Annotated in this window: 12 protein-coding genes; 8 read left to right on the top strand and 4 right to left on the bottom strand. The window is 66.1% G+C overall.

The window, feature by feature from the left end; genetic code table 11:
* Positions 1-37 precede the first annotated feature (37 nt).
* Together AB0H00_RS28200 and AB0H00_RS28195 are read left to right on the top strand one after the other, a co-directional pair.
* Positions 38-3,928, top strand: a complete 3,891-nt coding sequence (locus AB0H00_RS28200; RefSeq protein WP_357272168.1) for an ABC transporter ATP-binding protein — start codon at positions 38-40, stop codon at positions 3,926-3,928.
* A gap of 104 nt (positions 3,929-4,032) precedes the next feature.
* Complete coding sequence (locus tag AB0H00_RS28195) at positions 4,033-7,818, top strand: multifunctional oxoglutarate decarboxylase/oxoglutarate dehydrogenase thiamine pyrophosphate-binding subunit/dihydrolipoyllysine-residue succinyltransferase subunit (RefSeq protein WP_357272166.1); 3,786 nt, start codon at positions 4,033-4,035, stop codon at positions 7,816-7,818.
* A gap of 116 nt (positions 7,819-7,934) precedes the next feature.
* On the opposite strand, the gene AB0H00_RS28190 is transcribed toward AB0H00_RS28195, so the two are convergent.
* Positions 7,935-9,833, bottom strand: coding sequence for an NERD domain-containing protein (locus AB0H00_RS28190; protein ID WP_357272164.1), 1,899 nt, complete (start codon positions 9,831-9,833; stop codon positions 7,935-7,937).
* A 735-nt stretch (positions 9,834-10,568) separates the two neighbouring features.
* On the opposite strand from AB0H00_RS28190, the gene AB0H00_RS28185 reads away from it, so the two are divergent.
* Positions 10,569-10,805 carry a hypothetical protein gene (locus AB0H00_RS28185; protein ID WP_357272162.1) on the top strand — a complete coding sequence of 79 codons (237 nt, stop codon included), beginning with the start codon at positions 10,569-10,571 and terminating at the stop codon, positions 10,803-10,805.
* A gap of 452 nt (positions 10,806-11,257) precedes the next feature.
* Here the strand turns inward: AB0H00_RS28185 and AB0H00_RS28180 are convergent, their stop codons facing one another.
* The gene (locus tag AB0H00_RS28180) at positions 11,258-11,851 is read right to left on the bottom strand and encodes a TetR/AcrR family transcriptional regulator (RefSeq protein ID WP_357272213.1); all 594 of its coding nucleotides are present in this window, start codon (positions 11,849-11,851) and stop codon (positions 11,258-11,260) included.
* 120 nt (positions 11,852-11,971) lie between these two features.
* Here AB0H00_RS28180 and AB0H00_RS28175 point away from each other — a divergent pair, with 120 nt between their 5' ends.
* The 5 genes from AB0H00_RS28175 (at position 11,972) to AB0H00_RS28155 (ending at position 18,950) form a co-directional block, all read left to right on the top strand.
* Complete coding sequence (locus AB0H00_RS28175) at positions 11,972-13,501, top strand: NAD(P)/FAD-dependent oxidoreductase (RefSeq protein WP_357272160.1); 1,530 nt, start codon at positions 11,972-11,974, stop codon at positions 13,499-13,501.
* Positions 13,498-14,328, top strand: a complete 831-nt coding sequence (locus tag AB0H00_RS28170; RefSeq protein ID WP_357272158.1) for an SDR family NAD(P)-dependent oxidoreductase — start codon at positions 13,498-13,500, stop codon at positions 14,326-14,328. Before AB0H00_RS28175 ends, AB0H00_RS28170 begins: the two co-directional genes overlap by 4 nt.
* A 20-nt stretch (positions 14,329-14,348) precedes the next feature.
* On the top strand, positions 14,349-15,266 hold the full coding sequence (locus tag AB0H00_RS28165; RefSeq protein ID WP_357272156.1) for an alpha/beta hydrolase: 918 nt from the start codon (positions 14,349-14,351) through the stop codon (positions 15,264-15,266).
* A 118-nt stretch (positions 15,267-15,384) separates the two neighbouring features.
* Entirely contained in the window at positions 15,385-17,178 is a 1,794-nt protein-coding gene (locus tag AB0H00_RS28160) for a long-chain fatty acid--CoA ligase (RefSeq protein ID WP_357272154.1), read from the top strand.
* A gap of 116 nt (positions 17,179-17,294) precedes the next feature.
* Positions 17,295-18,950 (top strand): molybdopterin-dependent oxidoreductase, encoded by a 1,656-nt coding sequence (locus tag AB0H00_RS28155; protein WP_357272153.1) that lies wholly within the window; start codon positions 17,295-17,297, stop codon positions 18,948-18,950.
* A 5-nt stretch (positions 18,951-18,955) separates the two neighbouring features.
* On the opposite strand, the gene AB0H00_RS28150 is transcribed toward AB0H00_RS28155, so the two are convergent.
* Both AB0H00_RS28150 and AB0H00_RS28145 read right to left on the bottom strand, forming a co-directional pair.
* A complete protein-coding gene (locus tag AB0H00_RS28150) occupies positions 18,956-19,591 on the bottom strand; it encodes a UbiX family flavin prenyltransferase (protein WP_357272150.1) in 636 nt (211 codons plus the stop codon).
* Positions 19,591-21,036, bottom strand: coding sequence for a UbiD family decarboxylase (locus tag AB0H00_RS28145; protein ID WP_357272148.1), 1,446 nt, complete (start codon positions 21,034-21,036; stop codon positions 19,591-19,593). Before AB0H00_RS28145 ends, AB0H00_RS28150 begins: the two co-directional genes overlap by 1 nt.
* Between the last annotated feature and the right edge of the window lie 36 nt (positions 21,037-21,072).

Below are 21,072 nucleotides of genomic sequence, written 5' to 3'. Positions count from 1 at the left end.
ATGTAGCGCGGTACAACCAAAGGGGCGAGTAGGCGACGTGGACGGGGGCGACAGACCGGGATGGATACGCAGGCTGTGGGCTGAGTGCAGGCCGCACGGCACGGTGCTCGTCGGGCTCGCGGCGGCGTTGCTCGTCGGCGCGGTGACCGAGACCGCGGGCCCGCTGCTGATCAAACGGGCGGTCGACGCGGCAGGCATCGGTGACACGGCGGCGATCGGCGCGGTCGCGGGACTGATCGTGCTGCTGGGGATCGGCCGGTCCACGGCGGGGTTCGGTCGGCGGCTGCTGGCCGGGCGGATGGCGCTGGACGTGCAGCACACGCTGCGGCTGGACATCCTCGGGTCGTTACAGCGACTGGACGGGATCGGGCAGGACACGATCCGCACCGGGCAGGTGGTATCGCGCTCGATCACGGATCTCCAGCTCGTGCAGGGACTAATGGCGATGGCGCCGCTGTCGGGCATGGCTTTGCTGGAGTTCGTGCTCGCCGCCGCGGTCATGCTCTGGCTCTCCCCGCCGCTGGCGGCCGTCGCGCTGCTGGTGGTCCCCGCGATCGGTCTGGTGGTCTACCGGGTGCGACCACGGCTGCACGCGGCGACTTGGTCGGCGCAGCAGCGCGCCGCCGATCTGGCCCAGCACGTCGAGGAGACGGTCACCGGCGTGCGTGTGGTCAAGGGCTTCGGGCAGGAAGCGCGGATGGTCGGTCTGCTGGAGCGGCTGGGCCGCACGCTGTTCGCGGAGCGCATGCGCGCCGCGCGGATCGATGCACGGTTCGCGCCGAGTGTCGCGGCGATTCCGCAGGTCGGCATGGTCGCGGTGATCGTGCTCGGCGGCCTGCTCGCGCTGCACGGCCTGATCGGCATCGGCACCTTCGTCGCGTTCGCCGCCTACGTCGCCACCATGACCGGTACCGCGCGCATCCTCTCGTCGGTGATCGTCATGGCCCAGCTGACCAGGGCCGCAGCCGAGCGGGTTTTCCAGGTGATCGATACCGCGCCCGTCATCGCGGACCCCGAACGTCCGGCCGCGCTGCCGGACGGGCCGCTCGGCATCGACATCGAGACGCTCACTTTCGGTTTCGACCCCCAGCAGCCTGTGCTTCGTGAGATGGATCTGCGCGTGCGGCCCGGCGAAACCGTGGCGATCATCGGCCCGGCGGGTTCGGGCAAGTCCACGCTAGCCCTGCTCCTCCCCAGGTTCTACGCGCCGGATTCCGGCAGCATCCAGCTGTTCTCCGAGCGCCCCGACGCACGTCGGACCAGCGGAGCAGGCGCCTCCGCCGCTGCGCACACCGATCCGCACGCCGACGCGACCCGCGCAGCCGACGTCGTCGGGGTCGACATCGCCGACGTTCGCGCCGCCGACCTGCGCGCGGCGATCGGCGTCGTCTTCGACGATCCGTTCCTGTTCTCCGACACCATCGCCGCCAACATCGCGCTCGGGCGACCGGAGGCGACCGACGAGGAGATCCGGCAGGCGGCGATCCAGGCCGCCGCCGACGACTTCATCGCCGAGTTGCCCGACGGATACGACACCGTAGTCGGCGAGCGCGGGCTCACCCTCTCCGGCGGACAGCGACAGCGGATCGCGGTGGCCAGGGCGCTGCTGGCGCGCCCGCGCATCCTCGTGCTCGACGACGCCACCTCGGCGGTGGACGCGGTCACCGAGGCCGCGATCTTCGACGCGCTGTCCGACCGCGGCGGACGGACCACGCTGATCCTGGCGCACCGGGAATCGACCCTCGCCCACGCCGATCGCATCATTCGGCTACCCGCGCCCGCAGGGCACATCGCCTCCGCGCCGGACGCCGCCGCGACCACGGTGCGGGCCGGGCAGACACCGCCCCCGCATTCGGGCGGCGGCCGCTTCGCGGGCGCGACGGCGGATCTCAGTGAGACGCCCGAGCTGCGCCGCACGATCGAGCACCTGCCACCCGCCACCGAGCAGCCGGGCCTGGACGCACAACGGTTGCGCGAGCCGGATCCAGGGTTCCGGTTGCCCCGCATGCTGCGCCCGGTCCGCTGGCTGGTGCTGCTGGTGATGGCACTGCTCACGGCGGACGCGGTGATCGGCATCACTTTCCCGCCGCTGGTGCGCTACGCGATCGACAACGGCGTGGTCGGCGACCACGCCGAGGTGCTGGTCCGCGTCGCCCTGCTCGGCGCGGTGCTCGCCGCCGTGGGCTGGGCGGTCGGCGCGGCGACCACGGTGCTGACCGCGCGCACCGGGGAGCGGGTGCTCTTCGCGCTGCGAGTGCGCAGTTTCGCGCATTTGCAACGACTCGGCCTGGACTACTACGAACGCGAACTCTCCGGCCGGATCATGACAAGGATGACCACCGACGTCGACGCATTGTCGACGTTTCTGCAGACCGGGGTGGCCACCGCCCTGGTCGGCGTGCTGACGCTGGCCGGCATCGCGGTCGCGCTGCTCGCCATCGATGTCTCGCTGGCCCTCGTTGTACTGGTGATGCTGCCTGCCCTGGTGATCGCGACGGCGCTGTTCCGGCGAGTGTCGTCCACCGCATACATGGTGTCGCGGGAGCACGTGTCGGCGGTCAACGCCGACTTCCAAGAGAACGTCACCGGATTGCGCGCGGTGCAGGCAAACCGGCATGAGCCACGTGCCGCCCGCCGCTTCGCCGAGTACTCCCAGCGCTACCGCGACAGCCGGTTGCGGGCGCAGCGGGCGATCGCGCTGTATTTCGCGTTTGTGGTGGGTTGGGCGGATCTGGCGTTGGCCGCGGTGGTGTTCGTCGGTGCGCGCGAGGTCGCCCACGGTACGACCAGCGCGGGAACGCTGGTCGCGTTCGTGCTGTACCTACAGCTGCTGTTCGTGCCGATCCTGCAGCTGTCACAGGTGTTCGACGGGTATCAGCAGGCCAAGGTGGGCCTGCGCCGCATAGGGGATCTGCTGCGCACGCCCTCTTCGATCGCCGCCGACCGAGCAGAGCCGGTGCCGATCGACCGGGGGCTGCGCGGTGATGTCGCCTTCGACGATGTCCGATTCCGGTACGCGGGCAGTCTGGTTCCGGCTCTGGACGGCGTCTCGCTGCGGATCCCGGCGGGTTCCGCACTGGCGCTGGTCGGACCGACCGGCGCGGGCAAGTCGACCGTCGTCAAGTTGCTGGCGCGTCTGTACGACCTGCCCGCGGATGTGACGAACGGCACGGGCGGTCGTCCGAAGTCTGGTGCGCTGAGCAAGGCCGAGCAGAACGGCGATGGTGCCGATGCGCGCAGCGGTGCCGATGCGGCCGAGCGGAACATTCCCGGCACGACCGAGCAGAACAGTGGTTCGAGCAGGTCAGGGGCTATCCGGGTCGACGGCGTCGACATCCGCGACTACCGCCTCGCCGAATACCGCTCCCGCCTCGGCATCGTCCCGCAGGAAGCTCACCTGTTCACCGGCGATGTGGCGAGCAACATCGCATTCGGAAAACCGTCCGCCACCGCCGAGGAGGTCGCCGCGGCCGCCGCCGCGGTGGGGGCGACCGCCATGATCGCCGCTCTCCCGCTCGGTATGGGTCAGCCGGTCGGAGAGCGGGGCCGCGGCCTGTCGGCGGGCCAACGCCAGCTGATCGCGCTCGCCCGGGCCGAACTGGTCGCCCCGGACTTGCTGCTGCTCGACGAGGCCACCGCGACGCTCGATCCGGACGCCGAAGCATCGGTGCTGGCAGCGAGCCGATCGGTGAGCCGGGACCGCACTACGGTAATCGTCGCGCACCGGCTCGGGACGGCCGCACGCGCTGACCGGATCGCTGTCGTCGACCACGGCCGAATCGTAGAATTCGGTCCGCACGCCGCACTGCTCGCCGCCGCGGGACCCTATGCCCGGCTCTGGGCAGCGGCCCGCGAGACCGGGGGAATATTCTCGGGTATCGACGAGTCGTCACCTATGAGGTCGGGGGTGTCGGGTGGTGGTCAGTAGATCCGCCGATTTGCTGCTGGGCCTATCCTCAGACAGGCGCATCGGCGCGTATCCGCTGATCCCTGTGCCGGGCACGTCACAAACGTCGCAGCGCGAAGAACGAAATGAGGCGAACACCTGCTGTGAGCAGCTCAACTTCCCAGTTCGGACAGAACCAGTGGCTAGTCGACGAGATGTATCAGAAGTTCAAACAGGATCCATCCTCGGTCGACGAGAGCTGGCACGAGTTCCTGGCCGACTACACGCCTGAGGTGAGTGGTGATTCTGGTAACAGCCAGACCGCCCCCGCACCCGCGCAGGCTGCCGCCCCGGCTCCGGCGGCCGCGCCTTCAGCAGCTCCGGCTGCCGCTGCCCCCGCGGCCCCGAAGACGCCCGCGCCCGCGGCCCCGAAGCCTGCCGCGCCCGCGAAGTCCGCCGCGCCCGCCAAGGTCACCGCGCGCACCCCGCAAACCACCCCGGCGCCCACCTCGAACGCGACGCCGACCTCCGGCCCGAAGCAGGCCGACACCGCCACCGACGAGGCCAAGGTGTTGCGTGGCGCCGCCGCGGCCGTGGCGAAGAACATGGCAGCCTCGCTGGCCATCCCCACCGCGACCAGCGTGCGCGCCATCCCCGCCAAGCTGATGATCGACAACCGTCTGGTCATCAACAACCACCTCGCCCGCACCCGGGGCGGCAAGATCTCCTTCACCCATCTGCTGGGTTACGCCATCGTCCAGGCCGTCAGGGCCTTCCCGAACATGAACCGGCACTACGCCGAGATCGACGGCAAGCCGAACTCGGTCACCCCTGCCCACACCAACCTCGGTCTCGCCATCGACCTGCCCGGCAAGGACGGCAGCCGCTCGCTCGTCGTCGCCGCCATCAAGGGCTGCGAGACGATGACCTTCGGGCAGTTCCACACCGCCTACGAAGACATCGTGCGTCGTGCCCGCGACGGCAAGCTGACCGCCGAGGACTTCTCCGGCGTCACCATCTCGCTGACCAACCCGGGCACCATCGGCACCGTCCACTCGGTGCCCCGCCTGATGAACGGCCAGGGTGCGATCATCGGCGCGGGCGCCATGGAGTACCCGGCCGAGTTCCAGGGCATGAGCGACGAGCGAATCGCGGAATTCGGCGTCGGCAAGCTGATGACGCTCACCTCCACCTACGACCACCGCATCATCCAGGGTGCGGAGTCAGGTGACTTCCTGCGCACCATCCACCAGCTGCTGATTTCCGACGAGTTCTACGACGAGATCTTCCACGGCCTCGGTGTGCCCTATGAGCCGGTCCGCTGGCGCAAGGACATCCGCGAGCGTGGCGTCGACAAGAGCTCGCGCGTGCTGGAGATGATCGCGGCATACCGCAACCGCGGCCACCTGATGGCCGACACCGATCCACTGCGTCTGGTCAAGGACAAGTTCCGCAGCCACCCGGATCTCGATGTCACCCAGCACGGCTTGACCCTGTGGGACTTGGACCGCACGTTCAACGTCGCCGGCTTCCACGGTCAAGAGCAGATGAAGCTGCGCGAGGTGCTCTCCATCCTGCGTGACGCATACTGTCGCCACATCGGTGTGGAGTACACCCACATTCTCGATTCCGAGCAGCTGCAGTGGATCCAGGAACGGGTCGAGCAGAAGCACGTCAAGCCGACTGTCGCGCAACAGAAGTACATCCTGAACCGGCTGAACGCGGCGGAAGCCTTCGAAACCTTTCTGCAGACCAAGTACGTCGGGCAGAAGCGCTTTTCGCTGGAGGGCGCCGAGACGGTCATCCCGATGATGGACGCGGTGATCGACCAGTGCGCCGAGCATTCGCTCGACGAGGTCGTCATCGGCATGCCGCACCGTGGCAGGCTGAACGTGCTCGCCAACATCGTCGGCAAGCCGTACTCGAAGATTTTCACCGAGTTCGAAGGCAACATGAACCCGGCCGGTGCGCACGGCTCGGGCGACGTGAAGTACCACCTCGGTGCGCACGGCACCTACCTGCAGATGTTCGGCGACAACGAGATCGCGGTCTCGCTGACCGCCAACCCCTCGCACCTGGAGGCGGTCGACCCGGTCCTGGAGGGCCTGGTCCGGGCCAAGCAGGACTTGTTGGACAAGGGCGACGGGCCGGAGGGCTACTCGGTCGTACCGCTGATGCTGCACGGTGACGCCGCGTTCGCGGGTCAGGGCGTGGTCGCCGAGACGCTGAACCTGTCGGGTCTGCGTGGCTACCGGGTCGGCGGCACCATCCACATCGTGGTCAACAACCAGATCGGCTTCACCACGGCGCCGGAGAACAGCCGCTCCACCGAATATTCCACGGACATCGCGAAGTTCATCGGTGCGCCGATCTTCCACGTGAACGGTGACGACCCGGAAGCCTGTGACTGGGTGGCCCGCTTGGCGGTGGACTTCAAGCAGAAGTTCCGCAAGGACGTCGTGATCGACATGATCTGCTACCGGCGCCGCGGACACAACGAGGGTGACGACCCGTCGATGACGCAGCCGTACATGTACGACGTCATCGACACCAAGCGCAGCGTCCGCAAGGCGTACACCGAGAGCCTGATCGGCCGTGGTGACATCTCGCTCAAAGAGGCCGAGGACGCCCTGCGCGACTACCAGGGCCAGCTGGAGCGGGTGTTCAACGAGGTCCGCGAGCTGGAGAAGTACACACCGGAGCCGAGCGAATCGGTCGAAGACGACCAGCCGGTGCCCGCGACCGTCGTGACGGCCGTGGACAAGACGATCCTGCAGCGCATCGGTGACGCGTTCCTCCATGTGCCCGAGGGCTTCAACGTGCACCCACGCGTCAAGCCGGTGTTGGAGAAGCGCCGCGAGATGGCCTACGAGGGCAAGGTCGACTGGGCCTTCGCCGAGCTGCTCGCCTTCGGCACATTGATCGATGAGGGTCATGCGGTCCGTTTGACCGGCCAGGACTCCCGGCGTGGCACGTTCACCCAGCGGCACTCGGTGATCATCGACCGCAAGACGGCCGAGGAGTACACCCCGCTGCACAACATCGGCAGCGAGAACCCGGGCTGGTTCGCGGTGCACGACTCGGCGCTGAGCGAATACGCCGCCGTCGGTTTCGAATACGGCTACTCGCTGGGCAACCCCAACGCGCTCGTGTTGTGGGAAGCGCAGTTCGGTGACTTCGTCAACGGAGCCCAGTCGATCATCGACGAGTTCATCTCCTCCGGTGAAGCCAAATGGGGCCAGCTGTCGGATGTCGTGCTGCTGCTGCCGCACGGTCACGAGGGCCAAGGTCCGGACCACACCTCCGGCCGCATCGAGCGCTTCCTGCAGCTGTGCGCGGAGGGTTCGATGACCGTCGCGGTGCCGTCCACCCCGGCGAACTACTTCCACTTGCTGCGCCGCCACGCGCTGGATGGCATCCGCCGTCCGCTGATCGTCTTCACCCCGAAGTCGATGCTGCGCAACAAGGCCGTGGTGTCGGATCTGAAAGACTTCACCGAGAGCAAGTTCCGCTCGGTGTTCGATGAACCTGCCTACGAGCAGGGCATCGGCGACCGCGGCAAGGTGAAGCGGGTCCTGCTGACCAGCGGCAAGCTCTACTACGAGCTGGCCGCGGAGAAGACGAAGCAGAAGCGCGAGGACGTCGCGATCGTGCGGATCGAGCAGCTCTACCCGCTGCCCACCTTCCGCCTGAACGAGTCGCTCGACCGCTACCCCAACGCCACCGACATCGCCTGGGTGCAGGAGGAACCGGCCAACCAGGGTGCTTGGCCCTTCTTCGGCCTCAATCTCCCGGAGGTCCTCCCCGACCGCCTCGGCAAACTGCGCCGCATCTCCCGCCGCGCCATGTCGGCCCCGTCATCGGGTTCGAGCAAGGTACATGCGGTGGAGCAGGCCGAGATCGTCGCGGAAGCGTTCGAACCGACCGCGTAGTTTCCAGACCTGACGCCGGGTCGAATCGCTCTCTTCCCAGAGCGATTCGACCCGGCGTTCGTCCATTTCTCCACGTGCTGGTGAATGAGGTCCAGCGCAACGAATCGGCAGCTACGTCAGCAATCGGATCGGAACGGGAGGCACAGCGGCAGCAAATTCAGTGGAGCCGGTGTTTCCGCGACAGTCGGAGGTGGTCCGACGACCTCGGTGGTCGACACGGGCGATGGTCTCTGCTCTACGGCGTCATCGTGTGGGGTCGAGCAGGCGGCGGCCAACAGCCAGATGGCGCCGATAATGACCGCGATCAACACCGCGGCCGCGATCTGCTGCGGGCGATGGCGGACCGGCCGTGGTTGTCCGCTTGCGCGGCCGGTAATACTCAGGAGAAGTGGGGCGATTCGCCGGCGATCCGCGATACGTGGTCGACGCTCGACGATGGGCGGGGTGGTCGGCCGCCGCAGTGGCCGCGCTTCGGTATTCGACGTGGATCGCGGCGGCAGTCGATGTGGCTCTGGTGGCGGTGTGGGGCGCGAGCGCAATGATGCCGGGTGAGGGTGTAGTGGCCGGTCGGCGTCGGATTCGATCCAGGACGACCACCGGTCTGTGAAGGGCGACGACAACGGAGGCGCCGACTGTGCAGCGGGATCGAGTGCCGGGTCCGACGAAAGGGGATTCGATACCGAGTGTTCTGGTGCGGCGGGCTTCGGCGCGAGAGATTTCGGCGCTGCTGATCCAGTTACGAAGGATTTCGGCGCATAGGATTCGGGCGCACAAGGTTGCGGCTCTGTGGGTTGCGTCCGCGCGGGCCCTACCGTGGATAGGCCCTCCGAGTAATGCGACTCGGGCGCCGACGCCGCCGGACCGTCTTCTGGCACGTCCGCGGTACCGAGCGGCTGCTGATCCGTGAGAGCCGACGGTGGGCGGGCCTCCCACTCTCGGCTTTCCAGACCGGATTGGACTATCGCGCCCGACACCACGGGCTCCGACACCACATGCTCCGAGGTGTCCGGTCCCGAGGCGTCCGATTCGGAGGTGTCCGAATCCGAGGCGTCCGAATCCGAGGTGCCCGGTTCCGAGGCGTCGGATCGCGCCCGCGAGTGTGCCGCGGCGAGCGGCGGACTCGGCCACACTGATGCCGCCTGCTCGTCTTCGTCTGGCATATCATCGATCTCGGCCAGCAGTATCCCGCTGGATTCGTGGAGCTGCGGCGCAATCGGCGCCGTGTCCGACTGCTCGACTGTGGAATGGGCTGGCGGGACGTCCCCATTCGCAGGCACACCGGAGGCGTTCGAGATTTCGGATGAAGGCGTGTCATCGACCGGACGAGGCTCGCGCGTTGCGCTTTCGAACGTCGGCAACGCTGTCCCGGCACGCAGCTTCCGCTCCAGCGGAAAGCCATCCGCTACCAGCTCTTCGAGGGTCACCTGATCGGCTAGGTTCAAGTCGCCGAGCAGGGCGTACACACGCTCGGCGGTCCAGATGAGCTTTCGGCTCGCGGTGCGGTGGAACCACGCCCGCAGCTCGCGAGGGCTGGCACCGAGCACCACCCCGCAACCGCGCCTGCGTGTTTCGATGTTCAGCGTGATGTTCGAATCTCTGGGCGGCACCACGACGATCAAGCCGTCGACGAAGGCGTCGACGTGGTGCTTGCACACCAATTCCGCTAGATCGACGACGTTGCTCGACACCTGGTCGAACGGGCTGCTGTCGTTGTCGCGCACGGGGATCGGGTCACCCTCGAAGCCGGAGAGCCGCCAGCGCCCGTTGGCTTGCACCGAAAGAACGCCGGTCATGGCTTCCGGCGCGGTCCCCTTCACCTCGACCACGACCGCAGCCCTGGGCGTGATCACGACCAGATCGGTTTCCTGCGCCGCTGTTTTGCCATTGCGGTCTGGTAGGTAGCACCCTGAGATCGCCAGTCCCACAATGACGTATTGCCCGGTCCAGGTCCGCATCCAGTCGAGCACACGCTGCTCGGGTCGGGGCGCCTTCGTATGTTCGTTGATGACCAACATCAGCGGCCACCTCCATCGCGTTCCACACAATCGACCACTACACCGTATTCGGTGCCTAGTCTGGCGAGAACCCGAGAGGCACTGTAAGAGCATGGTATTGGCAGCACTAAGGCATGCCGCGTCCGGCAAGAAGGCGGAGGGGCGGTGATGGTCTGCGGATCTACCCAACACATGGACCATCGTCCGACCACCGTCGCTGACGTACTCAGTGCTGCCCATCTCGTCCTAAGACAGCCATCCATCGTCGGCAAGGCCATGTTGTGCTGTCTTCGGCTATCCGGCGACCCATGCCGCGCATTTTCCGGGCAGCCACCCGTAGACAGCGTTGTGACGAAACACGAACGTCCGCATCACCTCTCGGGATTCGCGCCGATGGCCTGCTCGACCGCGCGCCACCTCGAGCGTCTCGCTACCCAGTTTGCGTCCGTAGTTATCACGCACACGGGGATTCTGCCCGAGCGAAATAGAATTCGGGGACTCATCCGACATGCCGCGAATTACTTACGCACTACTCAGGTATCCTTCCTGCCATGCGGAGGCAATCAGGAACCGCGATTATGCATAGACAGTAAGCGAAGACATGTCCGCATCATCCTCAAGGCTGGTAGTACTCATTAGAGCTTGCGACTGGACGCTCGATCGAATACGCACGACTCGGTACCAGCGAGTGGCTCATTTCGTGGAGAATCGAAGAAATTCGACTGTGTTATAGCTCGTTTTGCAAAAGGGGCATCCATGCCTACAGTAGAATATGGTACGTTGTCCGAGTCGGACAAAAATGACCCTGCAACTGCAATGTTGACGCCGGACCACCCCGGCAACAGCGACGATAACTACCGTCGCAGACGTATCGCTATAGCAATCATGGCAAAGCGTTACAGGCCCGGTGATCCCATACCTGAGATCGATTACAGTCCAGATGATGACGAATGCTGGCGACGGATCAATTCCTCAGTTCATCACGGAGACTGAGCCCGACATGCAAACCACGACAATTCTGGCATCAACATTTCCAGCTGTCGCCGTAGCGTGGTGGACCCTGTTTGCTGCCGAATTGAGAGCGATCGCGCCCATACTGTCGAATATCAGGACCTGATCGTGGATCGAGCGCATCGTAGGCGTCATACCGATTGGACTGGGTGCACGGATCGTCCTGGGCTACTGAGATCGAGCCATCCGGACGCACTGCGCCAAACCTACGGCCCACGTCATCCCGCTCATGGTGAGAAATGTGCTGCGCGGCTGGAGATGTCGATCTACCGACGACGGCCTGTAGCGGTGACCTCGGCTGCACGTGGTCGATCACTCCACTGCGCTGCACGGGTGTTGCACGCCGACAGACTGAATAGACACCGATCTGGACGCGCGCCGCCGTAGCGCTTCGACGTATCTCCGCACGGCGGCCGCCGACAGAGGGTTGCAGCTCAGCCGCGCAGCACGGCCGCCAAAGCCGGGTCAACGGAAAAGGCGATGGCGATCAGCGATTCGACGAGTAGGTCGATGAGTTGCTCGCGGGGGATGGGTTCGGTTCGCAGCCAGGCGAGGGAGGTTTCCTCGACGAAGGCGATCCAGCCGCGCATGGCGAGGGTGAGGCGCGGGCGGTCGGCGTCGCCTACGGGGATGGAAGCCTCGGTAAGGATGATGCCGATGATGGCGTCGCGGGTCTGGTCGGCCAGCGGGGCAAGGTCGGGGCTGACGCTGGTGGGGCCGCGCAGCAGCGCGAGGTACGAGGTGCGGTTCTCACTGACGTATTCGACATAGCGCCCGATCGAGTCGCGCAACATCTCGAAGACGCTCAGGTTGCGGTCCGGGGTGACGCGCTCGAGCAGTTCGGCATTGGCATGCCGCACGATCGCCAGCTGAAAGTCCTGCTTGGTCGGAAAGTAGTGGAAGAGCAGACCGCGGGAGATGCCTGCCTGTTCGGCGATCTCACTGACGGAGATGTCTTCGATGGCTCGATCGCCGAGCAGCCTGGCGCCCAAGGCAATCAGCTGCTCGCGGCGTTCGTCTGGACTCATACGGACCCGTTTGGCGGTTTCCCCGGAACTCCTCCTGCTCACCGGACTATGCTACCGACGCTTACTGAACGCTAGTCAATACTGTTGACTGCCACTCAGCCGAACCGTATCCTCAGATACATGAGTCGCAAGGTTACAGACAAAGTAGTCGCTGACCGGCCCACCCGCCACGCCAAGACGATCATCATCGGCAGTGGGTTCGCGGGTCTGGGTCTGGCCATCCGACTGACCCAGCAGGGTCGCAATGATTACCTTGTGCTGGAACGCGGCAGCGATGTCGGCGGTACCTGGCGCGACAACACCTACCCCGGCGCGGCGTGCGACGTCCCCTCGCACCTGTATTCGTACTCCTTCGAACTCAACCCGGACTGGACGCGGTCGTTCTCCTGCCAAAGCGAGATCCAGCAGTACATCGAGAACGTGTCCACCCGCTACGGCGTGCGCGATAAGCACATCTTCGACTGCGACGTGACCCGGGCCCGCTGGAACAACGACTCCGCGGTGTGGGAGATCGAATCCAGCCAGGGCAGCTTCACCGCGGACACCGTGGTGTCCGCGGTCGGCGCACTGTGCGAGCCCGCGCTGCCGGACATCAAGGGCATCAACGGGTTCGAGGGCGAAATCTTCCACTCCGCGCGGTGGAACCACGACGCCGACCTCACCGGCAAGCGGGTCGCCATCATCGGCACCGGCGCCTCGGCCATCCAGATCGTGCCCGCCATCGCCCCGAAGGTCGGCCGGCTGGACGTCTACCAGCGCACCGCGCCCTGGCTGCTGCCGCGGCTGGACCGCCCGTACACCAAGGCCGAGCGGCTGGCCTTCAGGTACGTGCCCGGCCTACAGCGTCTATCCCGTGCGGCGATCTACGCCGCGCGCGAGACCCAGGTGGTCGGCCTCGCCAAGTTTCCCGCGTTGATGCAGGTGTTCGAGCTGCTCGCGAAGGCGAAGCTGCGGCGGGAGATCCGCGATCCCGAGCTACGCGCCAAAGTCACGCCGAACTTCCGGATCGGCTGCAAGCGCATGCTGATTTCCAACGACTACTATCCGACGCTGGCCCGGCCCAACGTGGATGTGATCACCGACGGCATCGCCGAGGTCCGCAAGAACTCGATCGTCACCAAGGACGGCACCGCGCGGGAGATCGACGCCCTGATCGTCGCGACCGGCTTCCACGTCACCGACTCGCCGACCTACAACACGATCGCAGGCCGCGATGGTCGCACCCTGTCGGAGGTCTTCGACGAGATCGGCCAGCAGGGCTACAAGGGCAGCACGATCGCCAACTTCCCCAATATGTTCTTCCTACTCGGCCCGAACGTCGGCCTCGGGCACACGTCGATGGTGTACATGATCGAATCGCAGATCAACTACGTCGCCGACGCGCTGGCCACCATCGACCGAATGGGACTTCGGACCGTTGAGGTCCGCCGCGATATGCAGGATGCTTACAACAAGGACCTGCAGCAGAAGCTGTCCGGCAGCGTCTGGGTGACCGGCGGCTGCTCCAGCTGGTACCTGGACAAGCACGGCAACAACACCACACTGTGGCCTGACTTCACCTTCGAATTCCGCAGGCGGACCAAGAGATTCGACGTGGCCGCTTACGACGTATCCCTCTCCCGAGCCGACCTGAAAGCGGTAGCACAGTGAGCAATGACGCTTACTTCAAAAACAAAGTCTGTGTGATCACCGGAGCAGGCTCCGGTATCGGTCGCGCGCTGGCCGAGAATCTCGCCGCGCGCGGCGCAAAACTGGCTCTGTCCGATATCGACACCGAGGGCCTCGCCGAGACAACGCGCCGTTGCGAACAGCTCGGCGCCGAAGTCGAATCCGACCGGCTGAACGTGGTCGAGCGCGAAGCGGTACTGCACTACGCCGACACGGTGAAGGCGCGCTTCGGCACGGTGCACCAGGTCTACAACAACGCGGGCATCGCCCACCACGGCGAAGTGATCCGTTCGAAATTCAAAGACTTCGAGCGCGTCATGGACGTCGACTTCTGGGGTGTCGTCAACGGCACCAAGGCGTTCCTGCCGATGGTCATCGAATCCGGCGACGGCCACATCGTCAACGTGTCCAGCCTGTTCGGCCTGATCGCGGTTCCCGGCCAGAGCGCATACAACGCGGCCAAGTTCGCGGTGCGCGGCTTCACCGAGTCGCTGCGCCAGGAAATGCTGGTCGCCCGGCACCCGGTCAAGGTGACCTGTGTGCACCCCGGCGGCATCAAGACGGCAGTGGCGCGCAACGCCACCTACGCCGAAGGCATCGACAGCACGTCGGCCGCCTCGATGTTCGACAAGAAGTTGGCCATCCACACCGCGGAGATGGCCGCGCAGGCCATCACCGAAGGCGTGCGCAAGGGACAGGGCCGCGTGCTGATCGGCTGGGAGGCCAAGCTGCTCGACGTGTTCGTGCGGGTCACTGCGTCGGGCTACCAGCGCATCGCGGCCGGCGTCGAGCGCCGCTTCCTGCCCTGATCCGGATTCGAGGAACAACAATGCGGGACATCAACCTTCCGCTGCCCGTGGCGCGGGCAGTGCTGAATCCGATCTTTCGGGTCACGCTCAACAAGGGGTTGTCGTTTCCGATGCAACGCCTTCTGCTCGACGTGAGCTCGCGGGCGCAGCCGGTGCCCGAGGGCAGCGTCGTGCGAACGCTGCGTCTCGGCGGCAGGCCGGCGGAGCGGATCACCGGCGGAGACTTTTCCTCGCGGGGCGCCGTGCTCTACCTGCACGGCGGCGGGTACGTGGTCGGTTCCCTCGCGACGCACCGTTCGCTGGCAGCCCGGCTCGCGCGCGACACCGGCTGCCCGGTCTACGTCCTCGACTACCGGCTGGCGCCGGAGTACCCGTTCCCCGCCGCGCTGGACGACGCCGAGGCGGCATTCCTCGAGCTGGTGTCGAGCGCGGGCTACCGCCCAGATCAGATCACCGTTTCCGGTGACTCCGCGGGCGGCGGACTCTCGCTGGCGTTGGCGCAGCGTCTGATCGCGCGGCACGGGCACACTCCCGCCGCGCTCGGCCTGATCGCGCCGTGGGGAGACCCCAACCTGATCCCCGACCGCGAGCGTGATCTGGTGATCAACAAACCGTGGTCGCGCGCGTGCGCGGCCGCGTATCTGGGTGCCGGGGACGCGACCGATCCCGGCTACGCCCCGCTGACCGGTGAGCTGCGCGGCCTGCCGCCGACCTATGTGCAGGTCGACGTCAGCGAGCTGCTGCACGGGCAGTGCGTCGACCTGGTCGCCGCACTGCGGGCCGCGGGCGTACAGGTCCGCTTCACCGAGAGCGCGGGCCTCTGGCACGTCGCGCAGTTACAGGCAGCGCTGGTGGCGCCCGCTGCCGCCGCGTTGCGCGAACTCGCCGAGTTCCTTCGCGAAGCGATCCAGCCAGCGGACCTGCGCGACCTAGGATGAATATGGAGCGTATCCATTCTCCACTATCGGGTACGGATCCATTTTCGGTGGTTGTCACCACGGCCCCGGCACGGGTGTCGTAGATTACTGACGAGTAAACACACGTGGAAGGGCACTGATGCGAGAGTTCGAAGTCCCGGCTTCATTCACCATTCCGGACGACGCGAACAATTCCGATAATGTCTTCCGCTTCGGCGAACAGACACCGAACGCGGTGCTGTTCAACGTACCGAACGGCAGTGGCGGCTGGCGGGACGTGACGGCCGCGGAATTCGCGAAAACCGTTACCGGCGTGGCGAAGGGCCTGATCGCCTCCGGCGTCGAACTCGGCGAGCGCGTCGCCATCATGGCCCCGACCCGGTACGAGTGGGCCGTGCTCGACTTCGCCATCTGGGCCGCGGGCGGATGCACTGTCGCTATCTACGACAGCTCCGCTGCCGAGCAGGCCAAGTGGATCCTGCAGGACTCCGCGACCAAGTTGCTCGTCCTGGACAACGACAAGCACCGCAAGGTCATCGACGAGATCGAACCCGGGTCGCTTCCCGACCTGCAGGAGATCATGCAGATCGACAAGGGCGCGCTCGACGACCTGACCAAGCGAGGCGCCGAGCTGGACGACCAAGCGGTGCACGATCGCCGCGCTCAGGTCAACGCCGCGTCGCCGGCCACCCTGATCTATACCTCCGGCACCACCGGCAGGCCCAAGGGCGTCATGCTCTCGCACGCCAACCTCTACGCCGAGTCCGTAGCCGGCCGGATCGCGCTGGGCAAGTACATCGCCGAGGGTAAGAAGACCCTCGCGTTCCTCCCGCTGGCGCACGTCTTCGCGCGCGGCCTGGCGTTGGCCGCGTTCGACGCCAAGGTGATCGTCGCGCACACCGCCGACTGGTCCACACTGGTCGAGCAGTTCGGCAGTTACCGGCCGCACTTCATCGTCTCGGTGCCGCGCGTCTTCGAGAAGGTGTTCAACAGCGCCAGGCAGAAGGCGCACGACGGCGGCAAGGGCAAGATCTTCGACGCCGCCGCGGACACCGCCATCGCGTGGAGCGAGTCGATCGACAACGGCGGCCCCGGTCTCGTGCTCAGGCTGAAGCACGCGCTGTTCGACAAGCTGGTCTACAGCAAGCTGCGGGCCGTGCTCGGCGGCCAGTGCGAGGCGACTATGTCCGGCGGGGGCCCGCTCGGCGCGCGCCTCGGCCATTTCTTCCGCGGCGCCGGCTTGAACATCTTCGAGGGCTACGGCCTCACCGAGACCACCGCGGCCGTCGCCGCGAACACTCCGGATTACAACCGGATCGGCACGGTCGGACGCCCGTTGGAGGGCCACGCCGCCAAGATCGCCGAAGACGGCGAGCTGCTGCTTCGCGGCCCGGTGGTGTTCAATGGCTACTGGGGCAATGCCGGGGCAACCGAGGAAGCGTTCGAGGACGGCTGGTTCAAGACCGGTGACCTGGGTGCGATCGATGCGGACGGCTTCATTACGATCACCGGCCGCAAAAAGGAGATCATCGTCACCGCCGGTGGCAAGAATGTCTCCCCGGCACTGCTCGAGGACTCGCTGCGGTCTCACCCGCTGATCAGCCAGGTGATGGTGGTCGGGGACGGCCAGCCGTTCATCGGTGCGCTGATCACCCTCGACCCGGAGTCGCTGTCCGGCTGGAAGGAGCGCAACAACCTGCCCGCCGACACCCCCATCGAGAAACTCATCGAGAACCAAGACTTGGTCGCCGAGATCAACGCCGCGGTGGCCGAGACGAACAAGAAAGTCTCGCACGCCGAGCAGATCAAGAAGATCCGCATCCTGCCGATCGACTGGACCCAGGAGACCGGCGAGCTCACCCCGAAGATGTCGCTCAAGCGTGCGATCGTCATGAAGCAACACGCTGAGGACGTGGCGAACCTCTACGGCTGACCCAGCAAGGCGCTGTCCGCATGTTGCGCGGGCAGCGCCTTCCTCCTTTCCGGACCTCGGGACCGCGCTGGGTGGAGCCGGACACATCGCCGAGGCCCGGCAGTAGGCTCGAGCTCATGGCCGATCTGCGACTGCGGGTGGTGGCCGGAACCGTCTCGGCGGGGCTGACGCTCGGCGTTGCCGAACTGCTCGCGGCGTTTTCGGGGGCCGGGAGCGCCCCGCTCGACGCCCTCGGCTCCGTCGTGATCGATCACTCGCCCGACGGCCTACGCGAGTGGGCTATCGATACCTTCGGGACCAACGACAAGTCAGTGCTGTACCTGATCATGGGCGTTGTTGCCCTGGTCGTCGCCGGGCTGGCGGGAGCGGTCGAACGCCCGACCCGTGCCGTGGGCTCTTTGTTGCTCACCGCCGTCGGAGTAATCGCCGCCAGCGCGGCGGTGGCCCGCACCAGCATCGCCGGTGCGCTACCGACGGTCGTCGGTGTCGCCGTCGGTATCTATACCCTGCGGGTGCTGACTCATCGGATCGAGAGGATGTCCGAGGCCGAAAGGTCTTCTACGTTCGAGCGGCGAGAACGCGGAATACAGGACGGGGAAAGCGAATCCGGCAAGCTGAACGACGAAGCCACGCCCGTCGGCGCTGCGCCGGTCCCGTCCGCGTCATCCGCGACGGCGGTCGGCCCGACGCTCCGGGGCGCCGCCCCGGAGCGTCGGCAGGTTTTGCAGGGTCTGCTGGTGGCGGGCGGTTCGGCCGTGGTGACCGGGTTCGGCGGGCGGCTCCTAGGTGCCCGGCGGCGAGATGTGTCCGGTGAACGGGCCGCGGTGCGGCTGCCGGAGCCGAGCGCTCCCGCGCAGCCTCTAGCGCCTGGCGTGGATCTGCGTGTTCCCGGGCTGACGCCATACCTGACCGCGAACGATGACTTCTACCGGATCGACACCGCGCTGATCGTGCCCCAGGTGTCCAAGGATTCCTGGTCACTGCGCATCCACGGCATGGTGGACCGCGAACTCGAGCTCACCTGGGCGGATCTGGCCAATCGGCCGGTGGAGGAACGTCTGGTCACCCTGGCCTGTGTGTCGAACCCGGTCGGCGGCGACCTGATCGGCAACGCCCGCTGGCTCGGCTACCGTCTGGACCGGTTGCTCGCCGAGGCGGGACCGCACGCAGACGCCGATATGGTGCTCTCGCACAGCACCGACGGCTGGACTGCGGGTACTCCGTTGTCGGTGCTCACCGACGGACGCGACGCTCTGCTTGCCGTCGGCATGAACGGAGAACCACTTCCGGTGCGACACGGCTACCCCGCCCGCCTGGTCGTCCCGGGTCTCTACGGCTACGTCTCGGCCACCAAATGGGTGACCGAACTGGAAGTCACCCGCTTCGACCGCGCCACCGCCTACTGGACCCGCCGCGGCTGGTCGGCCCTCGGCCCGATCAAGACCGGCACCCGCATCGACACCCCGCGCGTCCGCGGTCGCATCGAGCCGGGCCGCAGCCCCATCGCCGGTGTCGCTTGGGCACAGCATCGCGGCATCCGCGGCGTGGAGGTGCAGATCGACAACGGCGCGTGGCAGCAGGCCCGCCTAGCCGGCGAACAATCCGTCGACACCTGGCGACAGTGGGTCTTCGACTGGGATGCCACCGCGGGCCCGCACACCATCCGCGCCCGCGCCACCGACGGCACCGGCGAAATCCAGACCGCCGAGCGCCGCGACGTGGTCCCCGACGGCGCCACCGGCTATCCCGCGGTCACGATCCAGGTCGGCTGAGCTGATCATCGGCCGGTGTCCGCCGGTTCCTCAACCCCGGACACCACGGGGCGAGGGCCCCCATTGGCCACCCCGTTCGGTGCGCCCCAGCGAGAAGTGAGCTCGTTGTCGATGCCGAACTGGTCGAGAACCCGCGCGACGATGTGCATGACAAGGTCATCTACCGACTGTGGGAGGTTGTAGAAGGCCGGAACGGGTGGCACCACCGACGCTCCCGCATCACTGAGGGAAAGCATGTTTCGCAGATGGATGGAGCTGAGCGGTGTTTCCCGGGGCACGATCACGAGCCTCCGCCGTTCCTTGATCGTCACGTCGGCTGCCCGCGCGATCAAGTTCTCCGACAGACCATGAGCGATCGCGGCCAGGGTATTCATACTGCAGGGAGCGATGATCATCCCGTCGGTTCGGAACGAACCGCTCGATATCGGTGCTGCTTGGTTCGAATGCTGGTAGTGCCGGTGGGCGAGAGCCAACACATCTGGTACGGAGTAGTCGGTCTCGATCCGGATCGTGCGCTTCGCCCACTCGCTGAGTACCAGATGCACCTCGACCTCGAGGGCCCGCAGCGCCTCGAGCAGGCGGATCCCGATGATGGCTCCCGTTGCCCCGGTCATCGCGACGATCAGTCGCTGCTCGCGCATCACCGCTGTCCGTAACCGTATTCAGCCCAGCGATCGAGAACGAGTCGCTGAATGTCTTCGGTCCAGCCGTCCGCGAAGTCGACTACCCGGGTGTGTTTGTGCCGGTACTCCGAAGTCCAGTTGGTGGGGAAGGTGGCATCCATGATCCACGCACTGTTCTCCCACATGCTTCGCTCTTCTGGCGTCAGGTGTGGCAAGAGCGGGTTCGTCACGGGAAGCCTCCGGACCACTTCGAAACGGTCCGGGTGCAACCGGGTCGCGATCGCCCACCAAACTTGGTCCATGTCAGTGATGTCGACGTCCTCGTCCACCAGGACCAAACCCGAGGAGAACATCCGGTAACCCGAGAACACCGAGGCGAAGACACGCTTTGCGAGACCAGGACGTGCCTTGGCTGAAACTACGGTGACAATCGGTGGAGACGGCAGGAAGACGGAGGCACCCGGCACACCGGCGGCTTCCAGCCGGCTCTTGATCAAGGCGCTGACCATCAGTGACATCGGCGTTCCGTTGTCGTCGTACGGCTTGCTCGGATTAGCCATCGTGAAGATCGGATTTGCTCGGTGGGTGATGCACGAGACTCTGGCGACCGGACTCAGACCGCTGTGCGCGGCGTGACCGGTGTACTCGCCGAACGGTCCTTCCATGGCGAGATCGCCGGGATGCACTTCCGCCTCGATGACGAACTCCGCGGTCGCCGGGACCAGAAGATCACTTGTTTCACACTCGACGAGGGAAACCGGGGATCCTTTCAGCGCGCCCGCCATAGCGGACTCACTCACCCCTTTCTCGAATGGCGTCATCGCTGCCAGGCTGGAGTGCGGATCGGCGCCGATCACAACGGCGATGGGCATGGGCTTGCCGGCAGACTTGTACCTTTCCAGAATCCCGCCGCCGTGTTGCTCGCTCGGCAGCAGCAGGATGCCGAAGCTGCGCTCGTCGTGCAGCATGCACCGATATGTGCCCCAGTTCGTCCAACCGGTGTCCGGATCCTTGGTCACAACGATGCAAGACGTCCCAAGATAGCGTCCGCCGTCGATCGACTTGATCCACGGCACTGGCAGATTCAGTAGGTTGGCGTCATCCCCCAGGTGGATTGTCTCCTTGCAGGGGGCGGAACCGCGGTCGACGACCACCGGCTCGACTGGCCTGCTCAGCTTCGTCCGAATCGACTCGATCAGCTCCAGCGGGTGAGTATCTATGGGATGTTCGAGTGCAGTCGCCACCCGACCGAACAATGAAGACGAGTCCGGCCCCATTGCCACCCCGAGGACGCGGTGCCCCGGATATCCCTTGATATTCTCGAAAAGCGGTGCAGGCGCCCGTCGTTCACAAGCCAGCCGCGTGATGGCACCGAGCTCTTGGTTCCAGTCGACCTCAGCGGTGATCCGGAGCAGCTGCTGTCGCCGTTCGAGCTGCTCGATGTAGTCCCGTAGATCTTCCATGTCGTCCTTCCGTCCGAGGCGGACCGATGATGATGC

Origin of the sequence: Nocardia sp. NPDC023852 (assembly GCF_040639505.1) — a bacterium.
Lineage (GTDB): Bacteria > Actinomycetota > Actinomycetes > Mycobacteriales > Mycobacteriaceae > Nocardia.
This window is presented reverse-complemented; position numbering and strand designations above follow the sequence as displayed.